The 15,625-nt window shown below is 28.9% G+C and carries 14 protein-coding genes; 3 read left to right on the top strand and 11 right to left on the bottom strand.

What is annotated here, in order from left to right; all coding sequences use genetic code 11:
- Positions 1–23: 23 nt before the first annotated feature.
- From Q4586_RS02925 to Q4586_RS02935, 3 genes are all read left to right on the top strand, one after another.
- The gene (locus tag Q4586_RS02925) at positions 24–701 is read left to right on the top strand and encodes an NUDIX hydrolase (protein WP_068704553.1); all 678 of its coding nucleotides are present in this window, start codon (positions 24–26) and stop codon (positions 699–701) included.
- 117 nt (positions 702–818) lie between these two features.
- Positions 819–2,273: a nicotinate phosphoribosyltransferase gene (locus tag Q4586_RS02930; protein WP_068704551.1), complete on the top strand. Its 1,455-nt coding sequence runs from the start codon at positions 819–821 to the stop codon at positions 2,271–2,273.
- A 10-nt stretch (positions 2,274–2,283) separates the two neighbouring features.
- Positions 2,284–3,042 (top strand): phosphoribosyltransferase family protein, encoded by a 759-nt coding sequence (locus tag Q4586_RS02935; RefSeq protein ID WP_068704549.1) that lies wholly within the window; start codon positions 2,284–2,286, stop codon positions 3,040–3,042.
- Positions 3,043–3,089: 47 nt separating this feature from the next.
- Here Q4586_RS02935 and Q4586_RS02940 read toward each other — a convergent pair whose 3' ends face one another.
- The 11 genes from Q4586_RS02940 to Q4586_RS02990 form a co-directional block, all read right to left on the bottom strand.
- Entirely contained in the window at positions 3,090–5,543 is a 2,454-nt protein-coding gene (locus Q4586_RS02940) for an alpha-ketoacid dehydrogenase subunit alpha/beta (RefSeq protein ID WP_068704547.1), read from the bottom strand.
- Positions 5,544–5,660: 117 nt separating this feature from the next.
- Entirely contained in the window at positions 5,661–8,477 is a 2,817-nt protein-coding gene (locus tag Q4586_RS02945; protein ID WP_303526174.1) for a gluzincin family metallopeptidase, read from the bottom strand.
- A 54-nt stretch (positions 8,478–8,531) separates the two neighbouring features.
- The gene (locus tag Q4586_RS02950) at positions 8,532–9,242 is read right to left on the bottom strand and encodes an LOG family protein (protein ID WP_068704545.1); all 711 of its coding nucleotides are present in this window, start codon (positions 9,240–9,242) and stop codon (positions 8,532–8,534) included.
- A gap of 237 nt (positions 9,243–9,479) precedes the next feature.
- The gene (locus Q4586_RS02955; RefSeq protein ID WP_303526177.1) at positions 9,480–10,769 is read right to left on the bottom strand and encodes an HlyD family secretion protein; all 1,290 of its coding nucleotides are present in this window, start codon (positions 10,767–10,769) and stop codon (positions 9,480–9,482) included.
- 104 nt (positions 10,770–10,873) lie between these two features.
- Complete coding sequence (locus tag Q4586_RS02960) at positions 10,874–11,083, bottom strand: hypothetical protein (RefSeq protein WP_068704541.1); 210 nt, start codon at positions 11,081–11,083, stop codon at positions 10,874–10,876.
- 83 nt (positions 11,084–11,166) lie between these two features.
- Entirely contained in the window at positions 11,167–12,165 is a 999-nt protein-coding gene (locus Q4586_RS02965) for a hypothetical protein (RefSeq protein WP_303526180.1), read from the bottom strand.
- Between the two features lie 180 nt (positions 12,166–12,345).
- On the bottom strand, positions 12,346–12,540 hold the full coding sequence (locus tag Q4586_RS02970; RefSeq protein WP_303526183.1) for a hypothetical protein: 195 nt from the start codon (positions 12,538–12,540) through the stop codon (positions 12,346–12,348).
- 63 nt (positions 12,541–12,603) lie between these two features.
- Positions 12,604–12,789 carry a hypothetical protein gene (locus tag Q4586_RS02975; RefSeq protein ID WP_303526186.1) on the bottom strand — a complete coding sequence of 62 codons (186 nt, stop codon included), beginning with the start codon at positions 12,787–12,789 and terminating at the stop codon, positions 12,604–12,606.
- A 35-nt stretch (positions 12,790–12,824) separates the two neighbouring features.
- The gene (locus tag Q4586_RS02980) at positions 12,825–13,034 is read right to left on the bottom strand and encodes a hypothetical protein (RefSeq protein ID WP_260586769.1); all 210 of its coding nucleotides are present in this window, start codon (positions 13,032–13,034) and stop codon (positions 12,825–12,827) included.
- A 172-nt stretch (positions 13,035–13,206) separates the two neighbouring features.
- Entirely contained in the window at positions 13,207–15,393 is a 2,187-nt protein-coding gene (locus tag Q4586_RS02985) for a peptidase domain-containing ABC transporter (RefSeq protein ID WP_068704535.1), read from the bottom strand.
- An 88-nt stretch (positions 15,394–15,481) separates the two neighbouring features.
- Positions 15,482–15,622, bottom strand: coding sequence for a hypothetical protein (locus Q4586_RS02990; RefSeq protein WP_176714975.1), 141 nt, complete (start codon positions 15,620–15,622; stop codon positions 15,482–15,484).
- Positions 15,623–15,625 lie beyond the last annotated feature (3 nt).

Consider the following 15,625-nt stretch of genomic DNA (forward strand, 5'->3'; position numbering starts at 1 on the left):
TTGTGTATAAATTACACATATATATGAGTGAGCAAGCCATAAAATTATCAGTAGATGCAGTTGTTTTTGGTTATGAAGCAGGTGTTATATCAATATTACTTATTAAAAGAAAATACGAACCTTTTAAGGGTAAATGGGCAATACCTGGCGGTTTTGTTTTAAATACAGAATCATTAGAAGAAGCTGTGGAGAGAGAACTTAAAGAAGAAACAGGAGTAAAGATTAATTATTTAGAGCAGTTGTATACATTTGGATTACCAGATAGAGATCCTAGAGGAAGAGTAGTATCTGTTGCTTACTTTGGATTAGTACGCCCTAATGAATTTAGAGTACAGGCATCAACTGACGCTGAACAAGCAGAGTGGTTTAATATTGACGAATTACCAGATTTATCTTTTGATCATAAAGAAATACTGAAAGCTGCTATAGAAAGATTACAAGGGAAAATTACTTATGAGCCTTTAGGTTTTGAATTACTTGATGCAAAGTTTCCGTTTTCAGATTTAGAAAAATTATACACAACCCTTTTAGGAAGAGCTGTTGATAGAAGAAATTTTAGGAAGAAGATTATTGGTTTAAATGTACTTGACGAGCTTGACGAAAAAGTGTCAAAAGGCTCTGGTAGACCTGCAAACTTATTCCAGTTTAATAAAAAAAGATACTTTCAACTTAAAAAAGAAGGGATTATTTTCGAGGTTTAATCACTTGTTTATAGTGGTTTATGTTATTTGTGTAAAAATAACGCAAATAAAACTAGTTTAAGATTAAAACACATTATATATTTGTGTTGTAATAACGCAAATTAAAACATTATTTCTATGAATGGATTATTATTAACCGACGGTTATAAAACAGGACACCACCAACAATACCCAAAAGGAACAGAAGAAGTTTATTCTAATTGGACACCAAGAAGTAATAAATATGCACCTAAAGGGTGTGATAAAGTAGTTTCTTTCGGGCAGCAATATGTTATTAAATGGTTACACGATTATTTTAACGACAATTTTTTTTCGAAAAATAAAGAAGAAGTTTGTAACGAAATCAAAGAAGAACTTTCTTTATATCTAGGAGCTGAATATGATGTAACTCATTACGAACAATTACATGATTTACAATATTTACCAATACAAGTTAAATCATTACCAGAAGGCGTAGAGGTACCAATTAGAGTACCTATGCTTACTGTTGTAAATACACATAAAGATTTTTATTGGATTACTAATTTTTTAGAAACCATATTATCTACCATGCTATGGCAACCAATGACATCGGCTACAATAGCAATTTTATATAAACGAATCTTTAAAAAGTGGGCATTATTAACCGATAGCGAAAATGTTGCTTTTATTGATTTTCAAGGACACGATTTTTCTATGAGAGGAATGGGAGGTTTACAAAGTGCCTTATCTTCAGGTATGGGACATGCAAGTGTTTTTATGGGGTCAGACACGCTTCCTGTTATTAGTGGATTGCGTAAATATTACAATGCAAAAGGATTTGTAGTTGGATCTGTAAATGCAACAGAACATTCTGTAATGTGTGCTGGAACAAAAGATGATGAAATAGGTACATTTAGAGCATTAATGAATACGTATCCAACAGGAATATTATCTGTAGTAAGTGATACTTGGGATTTATGGAAAGTGCTTACTGATTATTTACCAAAATTAAAAGAAGAGGTTTTATCTAGAGATGGTAAATTGGTAATAAGACCTGATAGTGGAGATCCAGTAGACATTATTTGTGGAGAGAATCAAAGTATAAACGGAACAACACCACAAGAAAAAGGAGTAGTAGAATTACTTTGGGATATTTTTGGAGGTACTATAAATAAAGAAGGTTTTAAAGTTTTAGATGCGCATATTGGTGCTATTTATGGAGATAGTATAACCACAGAAAGAGCTGAACAAATATGTAAAAGATTACACGATAAAGGGTTTGCATCAACAAATGTTGTTTTGGGTATTGGTTCTTTTACATACCAATTTAACACAAGAGATACTTTTGGATTTGCAATGAAAGCAACATCTGTTGTTGTTAATGGTGAACGAAGAGAAATTTTTAAAGACCCAATTACAGATGACGGAATAAAGAAATCGGCAAAAGGATTGGTAAAAGTAGATTTGGTTGATAATGAATATGTTTTAATAGATCAAGCTTCTGTTGAAGAGGAGGAGCAAGGTGAGTTACAAATCATATATAAAGACGGTGCCTTTTTAAATGAGGTAACATTACAAGATGTTAGAGGACGTATAAATGAAAGTGTATAAAATTTAAGTTATGAAATACGAAATAAAGAAATTTAAAGATGGGCAAGTTGCTGCTAAAATTATAGAAGCGGGAGATTTACATATTAAAATTAGAGGGAATTCTTACGAAGATTTATTTAGAATAGCAGCTGTAAAAGAAGCATGGAATGCTGTAAACACTACAAATAAAAACGCGATAGCAATATTAACAATTACTTGTTTAATTGGGCAGCGATCTGACAGGCGTTTTAATATTGGTGAATCTTTCGATTTAAAAGTAATAGCAAATTTTATTAATTCACTAAATTTTGATAGAGTTGAAATATTGCATCCACATAGTTCAATTAGTTTAGCTTTAATTAATAATTCGGTTGAATTAAAGAATTTTGAATACGTTAAGGAAGCATATCTTAAAATTGGAAATCCAATATTAATAAGTCCAGATGCAGGCGCTTATAAAACTACGCATGAAATAGCTGAAAAATTAAATGCAGATTTGGTTCCGTCAAATAAAGTAAGAATAAACGGAGTACCTGTAATAAGTATCCAGGGAGATGTAAAGGGGAAAGAATGTTTAATTGTTGATGATTTAGCTGATGGAGGAAGGACGTTTAAATTTTTAGCAGAAGCATTAAAAAAACAAGGAGCATTAAATGTTTCTTTATATGTAACGCATGCACAATTTAACTATGGTTTTGATGAATTAAAAGAAACTATAGATCATGTATATTGTACGAATAGCTATAAAGATATTAAAGATGATTTTGTAACACAGTTTAAAGTGATATAAAAAATCCCAAACTAACTAGTTTGGGATTTTTAATTTTATTATTCAGCTTAATACAAACTCTTAAATTCCACAGGATTTGCTTCGTGCATAATTTCATAAACTTTTTCAAAAATGTCTTCAGCAGATGGTTTAGAGAAATAATCTCCATCAGTACCATAAGCAGGTCTATGTGCTTTTGCTGTTAATGTTTGAGGTTTACTATCTAAATATTTGTATCCGTTTTGATTTTCAACAATTTCTTGTAATAAATAAGCAGAAGCTCCACCAGGAACATCCTCATCAACTACTAATAAACGGTTTGTTTTTATAACCGATTTTACAGTGTCGTGGTTTAAATCGAAAGGTAATAAACTTTGTGCATCTACAATTTCTATATTAATACCAACCTGTAATAATTCTTTAGCGGCTTCTTCTACAATTCTAAGTGTAGATCCGTAAGAAATAACAGTAATATCAGTTCCTTCTTTTATGGTTTCAACAACACCAATCGGAGTTTTAAATTCACCTAAATTTGTTGGTAACTCTTCTTTTAAGCGATATCCATTTAAACACTCTACTACTAAAGCAGGATCATCACCTTCTAATAGCGTGTTGTAAAAACCAGCGGCTTTGGTCATGTTTCTAGGAACTAGTACATGAATTCCACGAATATTATTTATAATTCCACCCATTGGAGAACCTGAATGCCAAATTCCTTCTAAACGGTGTCCTCGTGTACGAATAATTAACGGTGCTTTTTGTTTACCAAAAGTACGGTAACGAAGTGTTGCTAAGTCGTCGCTCATAATTTGTAAAGCATATAAAAGGTAATCTAAATATTGAATTTCAGCAATTGGACGTAAACCACGCATTGCCATTCCAATACCCTGACCTAAAATTGTTGCTTCACGAATACCAGTATCTGAAACTCTTAATTCACCATATTTTTCCTGTAAACCTTCTAATCCTTGATTTACATCACCAATATATCCAGCATCTTCACCAAAAATTAAAGTTTCAGGATATTTTTTAAATATAGCATCAAAATTATCACGCATAACAATACGAGCGTCAACCATGTTTTTTTCAGCTGCGTAAGTTGGTGCTTTTGATGAAATTTTATCAGTAGCTAAAGCTGTTTCACTTAATAAGTGCGCAGAGAATTTTACGCCAGCATCTTTAATTGCTGTTTTAATAAAGTTTTGTAATGTTATTTTTTCGGTAAAATTTTCATCTTTTAAATAACGTAAAGTTTTACGAGTAGCTACTAAAATATCTTTTCTAATAGGTTCGCTTATGGCAGCTAAATCATTTTTATACTTTGTAATAAATGATCCGTTGTTACTTTTTTGAGCTATTATTTCTAATAAATCAACGGCAGCAGTAACTTCAGCTTTTATTTCATTTGTATAAGCACTCCAAGCATCACGTTTAGCTTTGCTTACTTCTTTTTTAGCTTCTTTTTCTATTTTTTGTAACTCTTCTTCAGAATCAATAAATTTTAAAACACCTCCATCTTCATCTTGTAATTCGAATTCTAAAATCCATTTTCGCATTTGAGCAATACAATCAAATTCTTGCTCCCACTGTAAACGTTCGGCAGATTTATATCTTTCATGTGAGCCAGACGTAGAGTGTCCTTGAGGTTGTGTTAATTCTTTTACGTGTATTAATACAGGAATGTGTTGTTCTCTCGCAATTTTTGATGCTTTATTATAAGTGTCAATTAATTGCACATAATCCCATCCGTTTACGACAAAAATCTCATAACCATTTGTATCGTTTTCTTTTTGAAACCCTTTTAAAATTTCAGAAATACTTTCTTTTGTTGTTTGATGCCTTGCATGTACCGAAATTCCGTATTCATCATCCCAAACATTCATAACCATTGGCACTTGTAAAACACCTGCGGCATTAATAGTTTCAAAAAATAATCCTTCAGAAGTACTTGCATTACCTATGGTTCCCCAGGCAACTTCGTTTCCTTGATTAGAAAAATTTGTAAAACTTTCTAACCCTTTAACGTTACGGTAAATTTTTGACGCTTGTGCTAATCCTAACAAACGAGGCATTTGACCAGCAGTTGGAGAGATATCTGCAGAAGAATTTTTTTGGCCTGTAAGGTTTTTCCATTCTCCATTTTCATCTAAAGAGTGTGTTGCAAAATGCCCTCCCATTTGACGACCTCCAGACATTGGATCAACATTAATATCAGCATGTCCATAAAGTCCGGCAAAAAATTGTTGAGGTGTTAATTGGTCAATAGCCATCATAAAGGTTTGGTCACGGTAGTAACCAGATCTAAAATCACCATTTTGAAAAGCTTTAGCCATAGCTAATTGTGGTACTTCTTTTCCGTCACCAAAAATTCCGAATTTTGCTTTACCTGTTAAAACTTCTCTACGTCCTAATAAACTACATTCTCTGCTTATACGAGCAATTCGATAGTCATTTAAAACTTCATTTTTAAAATCTTGAAAAGAAAGTTGTTGAGTGTTAGCTGTTTCGGTATTTTGCGACATAATCTTCTAATTTTGGAATGGTTACAAAGATAGTTTTTTTAGTTGAAATTTAAAAATTTGAGTTTTCATTGATTATTCTTCAAAAAAACAGTAAAAAAACAAGATTTGTTGAAGTATCTATAATAAACCTCTTCGTAGAAAATTATAAATTTGATCAATACTTGTAGTAGCAATAAATCGAATTTTTGATGGATAAGCTTTTTGGTTTACTTCAAAACCTTCGTTTGTATAAACAGGTAAGTAAAGTTCAAAAATATTAGGAATAAAATTTAAGCGCACTCCATTTTCATAAAAATATTTAGGAGAATGATTTTTATTTTTCAATATTGCAAAATCGTTATAAACTTCGACCCATTTATATACGCTAACACTTGTGTTTATTGACGCTATGAATTGATTAGAAAAATATGGTTTGTTAAATTTAGATTTAAAACCTGCCTGATCTACTACAAATTGTTGGCTAAAAATTCCTTCGTTTTCTGATCGCCCAAATAAGTTTTGTTCAAATAAATAATCAGAACCTCTGTTTAATCCAAAGCTAAAATAATCACCTTCAGATTTATTGTGTAAAAATAAGCCTCCAAAAAATCGAATATCAAAACTTCTATCAGCTGAAAAAAATCGACGATAACGAAAATCAGTAGTTACTTTACTAAAACTAGCATTAAATTCGGTGTTTATTGCATAGGTAGTTCTATTAATAGCATCAAATTTTGAACGAATATATCTTAAATTAAAAATATTATATTTATCACTTTCTTTTAAAGGTTGGTTAGGTTCGATTTCTTTTTTTACGCTAATTAATCTAGCGGTTAATAATTTTATACCATTTTCACGAAGGTTTTTTCTTCTAAATTGAAAGTTTATAGAAGGGATATAGGCATTGTACTTAAGTTTTGGAGCATAATGAAAACTACTCCCGCTAAAACTATAACGGATTTTATAGAGTTGTGATTGTTTGAAAAAGTGATTATAGGAAAAAGCGTAAGATCCTGTAATTTTTTTGCTTTTTGTGCTGTAATTAGGTGTTATACTAAACTCTAGATTATGGTTTACCACAGATCTATTATTAATGTTAACACCAACGATTAATCCGTCATATAAATTGTATTTAAAATCTGGGTAATAAAATAATTGATTGTAATATGGGTTTTCAATATCTTTAAAAAAACGAAACTGTAATGGTTTGTTAATTAGTTTGTTAGTGGTGCTTCTGAAATTGTCTAGCGAATTATATTCTGGATAAGAGTTCTCGTAATTTAAAGCAAGTTTGTTAAAGTTACCTTTTTTTAATTTAATTGTTTTTGTAGAGTCAGTACCGCTAATCCATTTTTTAAATTTAATTTTTTTGTTTTTTATTCCATATAGAGAAAAAGGAGAAGGAAAATTTCTCTTATTTTTAATTGTAACTAATAAGGAGTCTTTATTTTTAGTATTTACAACGTTTGATATTTTGTAATCAATTTTTTTATTAGTTTTTATGTAGTCGTTAAAAAACCAGTTTAAATTTTTTGAAGTATTTTTTGTTAGTATTTTTTTAAAACTACTGCTATGACTTATTTTTAATTGATTTTTTGCGTAAAATTCTTTTAAAGATTTTACTAAAGTGTCTCCTCCAATAAATTTTTGTAAATAAAGTAATCCTAAACCTGCTTTGTATGGGCTTACTATTTTACGATTAAAGTTTGAAAGAGAGTCGGAAGAAGTTGTTAAAGATTGATCATAAAATTTACGTGCACTAAACTGATATACAAGACTATATTTATCGTTTTGTTTTAATTTTGAAATGTTATAGGTTTTTATAGGCCAATATTTTGAATATTTACCTAAAACAGTAATTTTTGGGTAAAATTTTTCAATATATTTCATCATTAAAAAAGTTTCTACGCCTTCAGTAAGCCAATAATCTGTTCTTTTATCCGTGATTAACACATCTTCAAGATATTTTTTTGAAAGCGCTCTAAAAAAATTAATCTCCCACCTGAAATTTTTAGGAAAAGGTTTTAATATTTTAGGTAACCCATATATTTCATACAAAGAATTTTTATTAACAGTAGTTGCGTCAACAAGTATTTCTTTATGAGGATTTTTTCCTAAAAATTGTTCAATAAAATTAAGTTGTTTATTTATAATTTTAACAGTGGTGTCTTTTGAAATTTTATTTAAATAAAGATCTGTTTTTATTCTTTTCTTTTTTGTTTTAAATGTAATAAAGGTTTTAATAGAGTCGATATGAAGAATAATATCTTTTTTCTTTTTACCTGTTAAGTAGTAGTTGGTACGTGTTTTGCCTTTTTCTTTTATTTGATTTAGATTGCTTTTAAAAATGTATTTTTGAGGTATGTTTATATGTATTTTATAATTGGATAAGTTTTGATATAAATCATCTAAATTTAAATTACTTTGTAGTTTCCATTGTTTTTGATGAACAGCAGGAATAAGATGCCAAAAACGTAAATGATATCCTGTTTTTGTTTTTCCGTACCCAGTATATTTAGCGTTAGGGATTTTTACAGTATAGGTAGTTGTTAATATTATACTATCATTTGGTTTTAAAGTTTTGTGTAAATCAACTTTAATAATGTCTGATTGTTGTTCTTTAAATTTAACTTGTTTAAAATTTATAGATAGCCTGTGAATTTTTGAGTATCCTTTGTCTTTTTGTTTAGCAAAGAAAAAATCCTTTTTATAATCTTCAATAAAACGTTTTGCTAAAGGTGTTTTATTGTTTTTAAAACTGTTAGCCCAATTATGTAAAAAAATAGTGTTTAAATTTACAGAAGAATTGTTGTAAAAGACTGTTTTTTGTTGAATATGAAGTAAATCATTTTTAACATTTAATTTTGCTTTTATATCAATAGAGTTTGTTTGTGCTATTAAGTTATGACAGCACAATAATATAAAAGATAATAAAAGGAGTTTTTTTTGTTTCAAATTTAAAATAAAAAGGCTTGTTATTTATTTAACAAGCCCTAAAGATAATTATTTTTAAAAATTAGGTTTTAATTGGTATTTCGTATAAAACTTATTAAAATGTTCTACCGCTTCATCAGCAGTATCAACAACTCTAAATAAGTTTAAATCTTTTTCACTAATGTTACCTTCTTCTAATAAGGTGTTTTTAATCCAATCTAACAGACCACCCCAAAATTTCTTACCAACTAAAACGATTGGAAAACGACCAATTTTATTGGTTTGAATTAAAGTAATTGCTTCAAAAAGTTCATCCATAGTACCAAAACCTCCTGGCATTACAACAAAACCTTGTGAGTACTTTACAAACATTACTTTGCGTACAAAAAAGTAATCGAAGTTTAAGTTTTTATCGCGGTCAATCCAAGGATTATCGTGTTGTTCAAATGGTAACTCAATGTTTAGGCCAACCGAAGTTCCTTTTCCTCTTCGAGCTCCTTTGTTACCGGCTTCCATAATTCCTGGGCCACCACCAGTAATTACTCCAAATCCGTTTTGTGTTAATTTAAAAGCTACTTCTTCGGCTAGTTTATAATAAGGGTCGTCAGTTTTTGTTCGTGCTGAACCAAAAATAGATACACAAGGACCAATTTTACTTAATTTCTCGTATCCTTCAACAAATTCGGCCATAATTTTAAAAATAGCCCAAGAATCATTTGTTTTTATTTCGTTCCAAGTTTTTGGTTGTAGTTTTTCGGTTATTTTTCTGTCATCGTTCGGACTCATGTTCGTATTTCTTTTATAGTTATTATAACAGTTTGTGTTGCTAAGTTTATAATTTTAACAAGCTTGCTAATTTAGTTCTTTTTAGTAAATAAACTATTGAAAAAATAAAAAATAGAATTTTAAGTTCGCTTTTATTATGATAAAAAAGAGGGTAGATTCTTAGTACTGATTTTGATTAAAACCTTGATCTTTTATAGATATTCAAGGTTTGTGTCTATTCTTCGAGAAAGAATTTTTTTATTTAACAATATTTCTTAGTTGATAGAAAAAACGCTCTATCAGGCGTAAATCTTCAGTTATAATATCTGCGCTACCTTTCATTTCTTGTTTAAATACTATTTCTTTACCGTAAGTAGTTTTTAAATCTTGAGGTAGTTTAACATTTATTAGGTAATTTCCTTGTTCGTTCGGAATTTGTGAAATGGAAAGTATTTTTCCATTTAATTCTCCAAATTCATCAGAAGGATAGTTTAGTAATTTTATTTGTACTCTTTGTCCTTTTTTTATTTTTCCTGAATTTGTTGCTGGGGCTTTAATTTTTCCTATAAAATAATTGTTTTTGGTAGGAATAACTGTAAATATTAAATCACCTGTTTTTACAGTTTGATTTTTATCCCAAAAAGATAAAAAAGAAACCTTACCATTTATAGAAGATATTAATGCGTATTGTTTTTCCCAATCTTTTATGGCTTTTTTTAAGTAAAGAAAAGATTGGATAGCTTTCTTTTTTAAACGGCTATCATTTTGAGTTTTTTTGATAACGGTTCCTTTTAAATTTTTTGTTGAATTATTTATTAATTCTCTAATTTGAGAAATAGAAGCTTCAATACTTTTATAAGACCTCTTTGCTTGTAAATAATCTATTTCTTTTTGTTCTTTTTGCTTTGCAGATATTACCCCTTTTGTAAACATTTTTTTACTTCTATTAAGGTCTATTTCTTTAAACTCTAATTCTTTTTTGTTTAATTCTTTTTGTGATAATAAAATTTGCAACCTTCCTTTGGCTTCAATTACAGACATTCTGTTGGCAAAACTTTCTGACTTAAATGGGGTTAACTTATTATTTAAAATATATTCAGAGTAGTTGTTTTCAAATTGAGAATAACTACTTGTAATGTCTCCAAGAATTAAAAAGGGTAGTTTGTTGATAGGAAAGGAAAAATTATCTTGATTTATTTTTATTGTATCGCATATGTTTTTTAATAATAAGACATCATCATATATAGCACTATTTTCTATAACAGCAAGTACTTCACCTTCAGATACGTTTTTATTTTCACTGGTTAAAAATACTTCAAATTTACCTGAAGATTTTGCGTGTAACTTTTCAGGAGGAAAAGAGGTGGTAATCATTGCTTCAGTACTTATAATATCAGGGTATTTTACAAACCATGTTATAAATAAAATCATTATTATTAAGCTAAGAAATAACGTATTACCCCAACGAATCATCCAATTTGGTACTTGGTTTAGTATATCTTGTACTTCTTCACTACGTATTTCTATGTCTTGATTATTTTCTGGCATATTTTTTTAATAATTATAAAAGAGGAGAATATTATTCTCCTCTAAATTAATGAAGGAAGTAGGTGTTTATAGAATGTAATATTATCTTCCTTCATGTTAGTCTTTTAGTTAAGTTCACCAGAATCACAACTAGTATGCATCAAAGCACACCTACTTGCTCCAGGGTAGTTTTGCATTTGATTACAAGGCAGGCATCCTGGTACAGGACCAAAACAAATGCCAAAAGGGAATTGACTGCAATCGAAACCACCATTAATTTGTTTTTGTTGTGCTTTGTTTAAAGCTTTTCCTAAGTTTAAGATTGATTTTTTCATTTTAAAATAATTTAATTTTGATCAAATCCCTGATCATTTAAAGACACTCAAGGTTTATGTCTATTCTTCGCGAGAGAATTTTTTTATAAGGAGGTGTTAAAGTTTTTTACAGTCTTTTTAAATTGTAAAATACGCTTGCCTCTTTTTACTGTGTAATAATTAACCGATCCTATTTTATTTTTGTTTAAACGATATTTGTTTATGTCAATTTTATTTATTTTAACATTGTTTATCTTTAGTATTCTATCGTTTAATTGTAGGTTTTTACCAGTTTCTTCAATTATACTTGCAATGGTTATTTTTTCACCTTTTTTTCTATAGTCTTTTAGTTTAATACCATCTGTAATGAAATTATGATTTCTTTTAAAATCAAGTTCTTTGATAAATACCTGAGATTTTTTAAAATCAATTATTATGTTAAAATTTTTTAAAAATTTCCCGCCAATAATTCCTTTAAAAATAGGTGTATTTTTGTTTTCTATTCTTACATCTTCATTGTTGTCAATAATTAAAAAAGGATATTTTTTTTTATTAAAAGTTAATGATTTTATCTTAAAGTATTGAGGTGAGTTAAATCCATGAGGACTAGCATTTGTTGTTTTAATACTGAAAATTGGCTCAGTGTTTTTTAGTTTTTGAAAAGAGTTAATTGTAGTAATACCTCTGCTGCTACCAGTATCAATAATAAAATCACCAAATATTTGTTTACCATTAACTGTTGATATCTCTAATTTTGTTGTAAATCTTTTGTAAAGCTCTATGTTTTTATCGTTTTGTTTAGTTTCTAATTTTAAATAATTTTTTTTAATGTTTTCGTCTTGACTACCGTACAGTTTAATCACTTGTTTGTGATAATTAATTTCTAGTATATAATCTTTAAAAAAATCGATACCTAATATACCATCACAATATTCATCTAAATATTTATTTAGGTTATTAAACCTTATAAGGTTTACTTTTTTTATTAAGTTATTAATGTTAAGTTGTAAAGGGTTTTTATAAATAGCTCTTTGATTTATTTTTTTTAAAACAGGATTTTTTATATTAAACACCGTTCCGTATTCACCTGTGTCAAGCATCATTTTTAAAAGCTTGTTCTTAACTATAACATTTAAATATATTTTATTATTAATTAGGTTAAAAGGAATTTCGTGAAGCGCTTTTTGTGAAAAACAACTAGTGATATAAAAAAAGAGAAGAATAATTTTTTTCATTTTAAAAAATTAAATAAAGAGAGAGGGGTAACTCTCTCTTATTTAGTATTAATTTAGTGTGTATCCGTATCTACCACAGTGACGATAAAAACTATTGAAGCCGTAATTTAAATCACCTTGATAATCTCCTAAAAGAATCATTTTTTTTGTAGCACAAAATTCTTTTCTTGATATCCCTCCGTTAATTTCTTTTTGTTCTGCTTTATTTAAAGCTTTACCTAAGTTTAAAATTGATTTTTTCATAATTAAATTATTTAGTTGTTTTAAAATATTAGATTTTGCATACTTATGCTTTGCGTAAATTCTTTATAGAGAAAAATATGGTCTAGGTAGTTCTGCATCACATATTACTCCAGGATCTCCTATTCTTTTACATCCACCACCAGAACAGCAAAATCCTGATCCATTACAATGATTATACTGATCACATTGAGCAATTCCGCCATTAATAGCTTTTTGTTCAGCTTTATTTAAAACTTTACCTAAATTCAAAATTTGTTTTTTCATAATAATCTATAAGTTTTTAATTAGCAAAAAGTAGGAAATGCATCACAAATATCAGGAACTTCAATGTCTATAATACCACACCCAGTTCCAATACCGTCACATGGTTGATTTATAATCGTTCCTACAGTATTGCATTTACAAATAGGTAATACAGGGTTGTTACCTCCTAAGATGTTTTTTTGTTCTGCTTTATTTAAAGCTTTACCTAAGTTTAAAATTGATTTTTTCATTTTAAAATAATTTATAAATTGATTAAATCCTTGATCATTTATAGACACTCAAGGTTTGTGTCTATTCTTCGCGAGAGATTTTTTTTGCCATTGTGAGTAAAACGAAACAATTTTGCTCTAAATTAATAAAGTTACTTCGTCGTTTCTCTTATCGTAATGAAGATTTTATATTTTATTTACCTAAGTCTAATTGATTTTTTACCAGATGATAATAACTTCCATTTAGTTTAATGAGCTCTTCGTGTGTTCCTTTTTCGATAATTTTTCCTTTGTCTAGCACTACTATTTGATGAGCATTTTTTACGGTACTTAATCTGTGAGCAATTACAACTGCTGTTTTATTAGAGAAAAATTCATTTAATTTTCCCATAATTACTTTCTCGTTATTAGCATCTAATGCACTAGTGGCTTCATCAAAAAATAAAAACTTTGGATTTTTATATACAGATCTAGCAATTAATAATCGTTGTTTTTGTCCTGTACTTAATCCGTTTCCTTCGCTACCTATTTTTGTGTTATACCCTAATGGCAATCCTTCTATATAGTCATTTATGTTGGCAACGTTTATTGCATGCGCTAGCTTATCTTTATCAACATAATCTTCCCCAACAGCAATATTTTTTGCAATGGAGTCATTAAAGATATAGCCCTCTTGCATGACTACGCCACAGTTTCTTCTCCATTCTTTTTGTGAAATATTTTTTAAATTAAAATTTCCAATAGTTATATCTCCTGAATCTACTTGGTAAAAACCAAGCAATAATTTCATTAAGGTTGTTTTTCCACTTCCGCTAACCCCAACTATAGCGGTGGTTTTATTGGCAGGAATCTCTAAGGATAAATCTTTTAATACAGGCTCCAAACCTCCTGTATATCTAAAAGAGATATTGCTAAGTTTTATAGATTTTTTTTCAGGGATATGAGTTACTTTTTCATCTTCAGGTTTTTCTTCATCTTCCATATTGTGAATTTCCCCTAATCTATCAATAGATATTTGAGCGTCTTGTACATCACGCATAAAATTTATTAATTGCGTTATTGGTCCGTTTAATTGACCAACGATATAGCTTATAGCCATCATCATTCCTAAAGTAATGTCTCCATCAATAACAAGTTTAGCTGATAAAATGGTTATAAACATATTTTTTAGCTCATTGATAAAGTTAGAACCTACACTTTGTGTTTGTTCTAAAGCCAAACTCTTAGTAGCAACTTTAAATAAACGAGCTTGAACATACTCCCAATTCCAACGCATGCGTCTTTCTGCATTGTGGAGCTTAATTTCTTGCATTCCGTTAATAAGTTCAATAACTTTACTTTGTTCTTGACTTACCTGAGAGAATCGTTTGTAATCTAATTCTTTTCTTTTTTTGAAGAAAAACAAGACCCAACCAAAGTATAAAACACTTCCTAAAACAAATACTCCGAATATTTGTAAACTATAATATCCTAAAACTAAACTGAAAATAATTAGGTTAAAAAAAGAAAATAAAACAGTTAAAGAAGAGGTTGTTAAAATTCGTTCGATACGTTTGTGGTCGTTAATTCTTTGTAATAAATCTCCTGTCATACGAACATCAAAATAGGAGATAGGTAGTTTCATTAATTTGATAAAGAAATCAGAGATTAACGAAATGTTTATTCGAGTACTTAAATGTAATAAAATCCAACTTCTAATGATTTCTAAGGATGCTTTTCCTATAAAGAGAAATAGTTGCGCGAATAATATTAAGTAAACAAAATTTAAATCTTGGTTTTTTATACCAACATCAACAATACTTTGTGTTAAAAAAGGAAGGATTAACTGTAATAAACTACCAGCTAATAGTCCAATAATCAATTGAACTATAAATTTTTTATACTTGAATAAGTATTTGAATATAAATGAGAATCCAAATTTTTCATCTTCTTCAAATTCTTCTTGATAAAACTTAGGAGTAGGTTCAACCAATAACGCAATTCCTTCTTCTGTATTTTCACCGGCATTGTTACCAATCCATGATTGAATAAACTCTTTTTTTGTAAAAGAAATTAAACCATGGGCAGGGTCAGAAATATAAATAGTGTCTTTTTTTATCTTGTAAAGAACCACATAGTGATTTTTATTCCAATGTAGTATACAAGGTAGAGGTGCTTCTTTAAGTTTGTTAAAAGCTAGTTTAATACCTAAAGATTTAAAACCCATAGATTCAACAGCATCACTTAACCCAAGTAAGCTACTTCCTTCACGAGTAGTTTCGCTTAAGCTACGTAATTGTTGTGTGTTAATAGTTTTACCATAGTGTTTGGCTATGATTTTAATACAAGTAGGGCCACAATCTTTGGCTTCAGTTTGTTGGTAATTTGGGAATTTTTTCAAAAAAAATATTTTATTTATTAGCCAGAGTTAATTAACCCTAGCTAATAAAGTTTTAAAAAGTACTATTAAAAAATAATTTTTTAAATGATTAGCAGTAGCAACCGTAACCTCTTGGGCCAGGGCGACATCCATTTCTTATTTCCTCTATAGAACATGCTCTACCTCCATTAATTTGCTTTAACTCTATTTTATTTAAAGCTTTTCCAAAATTTAAAATTGATTTTTTCATATT

The sequence above is a fragment of the Tenacibaculum soleae genome, assembly GCF_030549005.1.
Classification (GTDB): Bacteria; Bacteroidota; Bacteroidia; order Flavobacteriales; family Flavobacteriaceae; genus Polaribacter; species Polaribacter soleae.

What these genes read in the sequence shown, in the direction of transcription:
- Q4586_RS02955 (WP_303526177.1), bottom strand. Translation starts at nt 10,769, where the DNA reads ATGCCAGAAAATAATCAAGACATAGAAATACGTAGTGAAGAAGTACAA.
- Q4586_RS02970 (WP_303526183.1), bottom strand. Translation starts at nt 12,540, where the DNA reads ATGAAAAAATCAATTTTAAACTTAGGTAAAGCTTTAAATAAAGCAGAA.
- Q4586_RS02935 (WP_068704549.1), top strand. Translation starts at nt 2,284, where the DNA reads ATGAAATACGAAATAAAGAAATTTAAAGATGGGCAAGTTGCTGCTAAA.
- Q4586_RS02990 (WP_176714975.1), bottom strand. Translation starts at nt 15,622, where the DNA reads ATGAAAAAATCAATTTTAAATTTTGGAAAAGCTTTAAATAAAATAGAG.
- Q4586_RS02960 (WP_068704541.1), bottom strand. Translation starts at nt 11,083, where the DNA reads ATGAAAAAATCAATCTTAAACTTAGGAAAAGCTTTAAACAAAGCACAA.
- Q4586_RS02980 (WP_260586769.1), bottom strand. Translation starts at nt 13,034, where the DNA reads ATGAAAAAATCAATTTTAAACTTAGGTAAAGCTTTAAATAAAGCAGAA.
- Q4586_RS02950 (WP_068704545.1), bottom strand. Translation starts at nt 9,242, where the DNA reads ATGAGTCCGAACGATGACAGAAAAATAACCGAAAAACTACAACCAAAA.
- Q4586_RS02930 (WP_068704551.1), top strand. Translation starts at nt 819, where the DNA reads ATGAATGGATTATTATTAACCGACGGTTATAAAACAGGACACCACCAA.
- Q4586_RS02940 (WP_068704547.1), bottom strand. Translation starts at nt 5,543, where the DNA reads ATGTCGCAAAATACCGAAACAGCTAACACTCAACAACTTTCTTTTCAA.
- Q4586_RS02925 (WP_068704553.1), top strand. Translation starts at nt 24, where the DNA reads ATGAGTGAGCAAGCCATAAAATTATCAGTAGATGCAGTTGTTTTTGGT.
- Q4586_RS02965 (WP_303526180.1), bottom strand. Translation starts at nt 12,165, where the DNA reads ATGATGCTTGACACAGGTGAATACGGAACGGTGTTTAATATAAAAAAT.